Origin of the sequence: Mastigocoleus sp. MO_188.B34, assembly GCF_030065675.1 — a bacterium.
GTDB lineage: Bacteria > Cyanobacteriota > Cyanobacteriia > Cyanobacteriales > Nostocaceae > Mastigocoleus.
Map to the genome: position 1 here is coordinate 1 of NZ_JASJDK010000226.1, position 5887 is coordinate 5887.

3 protein-coding genes are annotated in these 5887 nt (G+C 35.3%); 1 reads left to right on the top strand and 2 read right to left on the bottom strand.

The features are described from left to right. Positions 1–232: 232 nt before the first annotated feature. Both QNJ50_RS28300 and QNJ50_RS28305 read right to left on the bottom strand, forming a co-directional pair. Positions 233–676 (bottom strand): hypothetical protein, encoded by a 444-nt coding sequence (locus tag QNJ50_RS28300; protein WP_300642492.1) that lies wholly within the window; start codon positions 674–676, stop codon positions 233–235. A 1434-nt stretch (positions 677–2110) separates the two neighbouring features. Beyond that, a complete protein-coding gene (locus QNJ50_RS28305) occupies positions 2111–3391 on the bottom strand; it encodes an ABC transporter substrate-binding protein (protein ID WP_300642494.1) in 1281 nt (426 codons plus the stop codon). Between the two features lie 742 nt (positions 3392–4133). On the opposite strand from QNJ50_RS28305, the gene QNJ50_RS28310 reads away from it, so the two are divergent. After that, entirely contained in the window at positions 4134–5810 is a 1677-nt protein-coding gene (locus QNJ50_RS28310; RefSeq protein ID WP_300642497.1) for an MFS transporter, read from the top strand. Positions 5811–5887: the final 77 nt, after the last annotated feature.

Below are 5887 nucleotides of genomic sequence, written 5' to 3' on the forward strand. Positions count from 1 at the left end.
TACCTGGGTCAACCGATTGCAGTAATGCGGACACTAATTTCTCTGGTGGTTTTTGCGTCATGGGTCATATTCTACGATACATCCCCTACATTTGTTCCTTCTTCTTTTTTCTTCTTACCCCGATTTACTGAGCGGATACCTTGAAGTTATATTTGAAATGATAAAAAGTGAATAATTGCGTGCTAAAAGATTAGTTAGTTTGAAACTGATAAATCACAAGTTTTTACCATAACTAACCACAAGAATAACCACCTGGACACAAATAACAATCCTGAATCATAACTTCCTTCCCATATATTGCCATTAAATTCTTTTCTAACTCAGAATCTTTCATCATCGGTTGTTGTTGGTTAACACGATTGTTCATATGTTCTCGCATCTCATCCAACATGATTTTCACTTCAACTTTTACTGCTCTTTCTGGAAAACCATATTTATCTAACATCATGAATAAGTCAGATAAATCCAGAGTAGCTATAGCTTTTTCTTGGACTTCTTTTTGAAAACGACTTAATCTATTAGCGTCAATATTTGTCCCAACTGCTGTGACTTCTGTTTCCGTTGTGGGTGTTTCAGCATTAGAACTCTCTTGAGTTAAAGCCGCTGCTGCTGCAATACTTCCAGGTACAGCAACACTACCAATTAAAAAGTTGCGTCGTGTTTTATTATCTGTCATTTTTCTCAAATTAGAAAGTGAATCTCGGTTATTTTCGCTTACTTAGTCTATCAAGCAGCTGTATATTATCAAGTTAGCACTTTTATTAGTTAAATCATCATTTTATATCTCATATTTTCAAATATTTATTGACTATTCATATTCAAAATTATGCATACTGAATATACTTTTTCTTAGATATAAAGTGTCGAAATAATTCAGGCTGAGGATAAACAATTAATTTTATATTTTATGTGTAAAAATAAGCTTTTTTAGGTAAAAATCTCATTTTTTACTCTCTAAAAAGTCTTTGGAATACTAATGATTTACAATAAATATGTCATGAAAACATGATTATTTTTTAGTCATGTAGACACCTGGATTATAAAACCCCTCGTTTAATATCAACGGAGCATTCATTTATGCTTTTTTGAGATATCATACCCATGGATGATGACAAATGTAACTCATGAAAATATGTGACTGCATAGATAGTAAAATACCCTAAATGCAATCGAAAATAATTTTCAATTTAAACGAAATAATTGAGATAAACTTGTCCGAAACTTGAATAAAATAAGTCTTTATTTATCAAAAGTAGACATCTATATAAAGACTTAAAGTCAATTAATATTTCAATATCAATACTTGTCTTTAATACTATGATTCCCATTTGTTGTGTAGCAGTATTCTTGTAGAGCTACTACTAAAACCATAGTATCAGGTGTCACTACACTACGGCCTGAAAGTTTGCATCGTATTTTATTATCTGCCATTTTTCCTCTTTTCTAATTAATAAAAAGTGAAGTTAGCAAGATTTTTTGATTTGTTTTCCCGAACACTCCTATATTATGAAGCTATCATACCTGGTGATTCAATTAGTATTAAATATTTAGGATTGCCAAATATTTACTAAATATAAATATCTGCTTCATGGCTATTTGAACTATGTAGATGAATTAGCTAGTGAGCGCCCAAGTAATTGAGTATTAGGATTAATAGTAAAAACCACCTATTGCAGCACAAAAAAAGTGATTTCAAATCAGTATCCGCTTTTTTGTCTACTTAATAGCTGTTAATGACTGCACCTGCAAAGATAAATTATGTCATGAAAATTTGATATTAACCCTTCTGTTAGACATATTATCTTTACGATTGTTTGTTTAGCGTTATTAAAAATGTTAGTTAATTTTATTTTTTAACTATGGCAAACCTAAATAGTAAATTTCATATGTGCAGTTATATGAATGCTATTAACAAAATACTAACACTTCATGGGTTAAATTTCTAGCTTGATAGGGAAGCGTATTATTTTGATAGCGTAAGTTAAGTAGTTGATTGAGCAAAAATATTTACCTAGTGGTTTGTCCTATTAATCCTGATGGGTTGTAGAGACGTACCATGGTACGTCTCTACAGAATTTATTGGGTAAATGTAATGAAGTAGTAACCACACCTAATATTCCATCATTTGAATTTGCTTATTAGCCGTATTTTGTGCTCGTACCATAGCTTGCTCTAAACTTTGTTCTCCCAACATCGCACTGAGAAACTGATTATCAAAACTATTAACGATCGCAGCAGGGTACTTACCGACTTCCCAAGGTGTAGCGTAATTAACTCCAGCAACCAAAGCACTTCTCAATGGATCTTGCTCGTAACCTAATTTCTGTGCGACAGATTTACGACTAGCTAAAGCAAAACCTTTGCTCGTCCATTTTTCCATTCCTTCTTTACCGGTGAGATAGGAAATTAACTTCCAAGCTTCAGGTTTATGTTTTGTCTGCTTATTCATGACATAGGCTACGGTAAATGACATAGTACCTGCTTTACCATTGATCCTAGGTACTTCAGCCGTAGCAAATTCTAGTTGAGGATAAGTTTCTTGTAAATAAGGAATAGTCCAATTACCTTCGATCGCCATTGCGACTTTACCTTGTCCAAACATTTCACTACCGGAGTTTGTCCCCACATCGGTCTTTTGGGCTGAAGTGCGATCGCGAATATATTGATCTACTACTAACTGTAATCCCTTGAGTCCAGACGGACTCGCAAAAACTGCATTTCCACTTTTATCGACAATTTGTCCATCAAAAGCTTTAATTTTGTAAGCTTGGCGTGCTAATTCCAGAGTTTCACCAAAACCATAACGCTTAACTCTATTATCTTTATTGTTATATGTGGTTAACTTACGGGAGTAGAGACGTAATTCATCCCAAGTAACGGGTGGTTTTTCTAATCCAGCTTCATTAAATGCTTTGAGGTTATAAAACAGCGCCAAAGTAGAATAATCTTTTGGTAAACCGTAAATCTGGTCATTATATTTAAACGAATTTAATAAAACCGGTTGAAAATCTGATAGTTCAAATTCGGGAGTAATATAGTCATTTAAAGGTTCCAGGACATTGTGACTCATTAAAAATGGTGCTTCCAATCCATCCAAGTAAAAAACATCGGGAGCAGCATCACCAATTAAGCGAGTTTTAATAACATCCATATATTGGTCGGAGATTTCCTCGTACTTGACCTTAATTCCAGGATTCGCAGCTTCAAAATCTTTTAGTACTTGTTTTAATAACTTCTGCTCCGTTGGAGAAGCTCCCCAACCACTAAGCTTGACAGTAACTCCTTGAGAGTTAGTATTTCGGGTTGGATTGATGAATGTAACTTGACAACCAATGATAGTTACAGTGATCGCGACCAAGGTTATCAAAAAACTGAATAAACTCTTCTTCATAAGATGGCTATACTTCATCCTATATAATCCACCAAAAGCTTGTGAGTATTGGGTTACAACGTAGCGTTCAAAAAGATCTAAAGAAGATATTGTCTTGCGTAGGTAACATACCCTTGTATATTACTCTTCATGATGATGGTGCGTTACGGCGCAATTGAAGTTTATCTCATAAATATAGCGCTACGCGCAAGTAAAAAGTAAAAAGTAAAAAGCCTAATACGTATGGCTTTTAGGGTTAATACATGTCCTAACGTAACTTCGTAGTGCTATATCTAATTTATTTTTGCGCCTAACGGCACCCTACGTGTATTTTCCACTGTTCAAATAGGATTCTTTGGAATTAATAGGAAAAATACCATACCCAGACAGAGATTTGTTTATTACCAAATTTTCTGAATTATTAATTCTACTAATACCGTAATATCCCTTAACTTATTTAAGCTATATGCTTTACAAATATTTCTGTTACTTTTAACTTTTATTTAATATTTCTTGCACCATAATTCATGTATAAAGGAAACTTAATCCTCTGAAAGCTATGTCACACATTGAATTGAGCGATTGATAGTATTTGATAATCGGGTTATAAAAACAATTAAGATATGTTTTAAGAAAATGTACTTACGTTGAGATATGTAAGATAAAATGACAAATAATTGTCAGGAGAAATCTGATAAAAATCTCACATCTAAAAAAACAAAATTAACAAACCATTAGGAACTTTCGTCCCTGAGGATAGCAAATGCATTCTGTTCTGATTAAACCCGCTGTCACAGTATCTCCGGAGATTACTCAGGGTGTAGCATCTCCAGCAGCACTACCCCCGACGTCACAAACGTTGACCCAGAAAGTTCAAGATCCCCCCATTAAAAATAATTCTGCTCAAAATAACTCTTTTCAAAAAACCTCCGCTCTCAAATTTCCCAAAAATGCTATTCGTAGAAGTTTAAAAGCCTCTACGGTAGATGCTGTATTCGCCGCAATTTTTACCATAACTACAACCGGTGCGACTACAGGGATTTTACTGAGTAATTTTCTTGTAGAACTCGATGCTTCCCCCATAGAAGTAGGGATGCTATGTTCTATCCCCATGATGGTAAACCTACTGCAACCACTAGGCGCTTATTTCTCCGAACGCACCACAAGTCGTCATAGTTATTGCTTATGGACCCATGGAATCGCCCGGATAATGTGGTTATTTTTGGCGATCGCAATTGGATTAACAACCTTGGGATGGAGTCACTTTAGTAACCATCAGTTAGTAGTTTTAACTCTACTAATTATTTTGATAAGCCATGTTGTAACTGCTTTGGGTAGTGCATCTTGGCTTAGTTGGATGGCAATACTTGTACCTAGGAAATTACGAGGTAGGTATTTTGGATTACGTAATTCCTTAGCAAGTTTCACTCAACTACTCAGCGTACCAGTCGCCGCTTTGATAGTCTCCAACTGGTCTGGAGGAAGCATTCAGGGTTACGGTGTAGTTTTGCTACTGGGAATCATCGCTGGAATGATTAGTTTGTCATGTCAGTTCTTCAAGGTTGACGTTAATCCCCAAGAGCAAAATGCTACCTTTAGCGAGGAATTTGACAGTCTCTCAGGAGTAGATCCTAATCCTAAATCTTTAGATTCTGACTCTCAATCCTTGGGTTCTGAGTCCTTAGGTTCAAAATCTTTAGATTCTACATCTTCCAATACTCAACCTTCCAATACTGAATCCTTAGCCTCCGAACCCTTAATCAAAACAAACAAAGCTACGAGAAAAAGCATTTTTAAAGATAAAAATTTTTTAATATTCTTGGTTTATTTTGGGTTGTGGATGTTCGCATTCAATCTCAGCACACCATTTTTCAATCTGTACATGCTTGATACCCTAGATTTAGATGTGAGTTGGGTCAGTTTGTACGGAAGTTTTCAGGCTGGGGCTGGAATGTTAATGTTGATAGTCTGGGGTCGAATCGCAGATAAATTCGGTAATCGTGTGGTGCTATTACTGACAGGAATTTTAATCGCGATTACACCTATCTTTTGGATCTTAATTGGTAACAGTTACACTGATATTTGGCTATGGTTACCGCTATTACATATTTTTATTGGTGGTAGTGTTAATACCGTTGAATTATGTGGTAATAACTTACAAATAGCGATCGCACCAACCAGAAATCAATCAATCTATTTTGCGATCGCAGCTGCTGTAGCGGGTGGAGCGGGTGCATTAGGAACAACGATCGGTGGTTTTCTAGCAGAAAGCACTTCTTTTATTGGGGGTCTACCTGGGTTATTTGCGATTTCAGTTGGATTTCGACTATTTGCGCTCATCCCCTTGATGTTCGTGGAAGAGAAGCAAAACAGTTCTTTATCTTTAACGGGAATTTTTCAAGGTTTTAGACAAAGACGTAAATTATTGGCTCGTGGTTAATGGTGTTTGGTAATTGGTAATTGGTAATTGGTAATTCTTAGTTCCTCATTACTTATTACTCCTTACTCCTTACTCCT